The sequence below is a fragment of the Variovorax sp. P4_D9 genome, assembly GCF_056401695.1.
On the sequence record NZ_JBFUIU010001719.1, the window covers coordinates 1 to 618 of the forward strand.

Annotated in this window: 1 protein-coding gene and 1 pseudogene; both read right to left on the minus strand. The window is 66.8% G+C overall.

Annotated features, from left to right (window positions below):
- Positions 1-418 (minus strand): annotated as a pseudogene (locus AC1DY5_RS57960) (universal stress protein); the annotation flags it as partial.
- Between the two features lie 8 nt (positions 419-426).
- Positions 427-618: hypothetical protein (locus AC1DY5_RS57965; protein ID WP_478123089.1), on the minus strand; the 192-nt coding region annotated here is incomplete at its 5' end.

Here is a 618-nt window from a genome sequence, read left to right on the forward strand (position 1 = left end):
AGTTCATACGACGAGATCCGCATCGCTGCCAGCGCCATGCGACTCAGGCCACGCCGACCGTGAGTGCCCATGACGATCAGGTCGCATGCGTAAGTCCCGGCCTCGTCCACCACGGCGTTGGCGATGCGGCCTTCCGTGACCTCGCGCAGAACCGTGTCGGCTGCACGCCGGTTTCGCCCGCCATCTTCTGGGCGCCAGCGAGAGGCCGCTGCCCGTAGTCGCGCAACTTCTGCAGCGCTTCGTCGAAGTTTGCGACACTCGACAACTCGACCAGCATCGGGAAGTCGTCGATGACGTACAGCAGACGCAGTCGAGCCTTCTGATCTGCGGCCAGCCGAATCGCTTCGCGCAGGTCCTGTTCGGCGGTCGCGCTGCCGTCAATGGGTACGAGGATGCGCTTCCTTGGGGGCCGCGTCATGAAGCCGGTCAATGCGGCGCCGGGACGGAGCTCCGGCCGGCCGTGCCCGTCGCGGGGAAGCGCAAGGGCAAAGGCTTCGGCGGGGGCGGGGCGGTGTTCGTTTCGGCCACTTCCCTCTGGATGCCGCTGCGGATCACCCTCGCCAGGCCGGCGAGTTCCTTGGCGCATTCGTCCATCAGGTCGTCCAGCGAGACGATGCC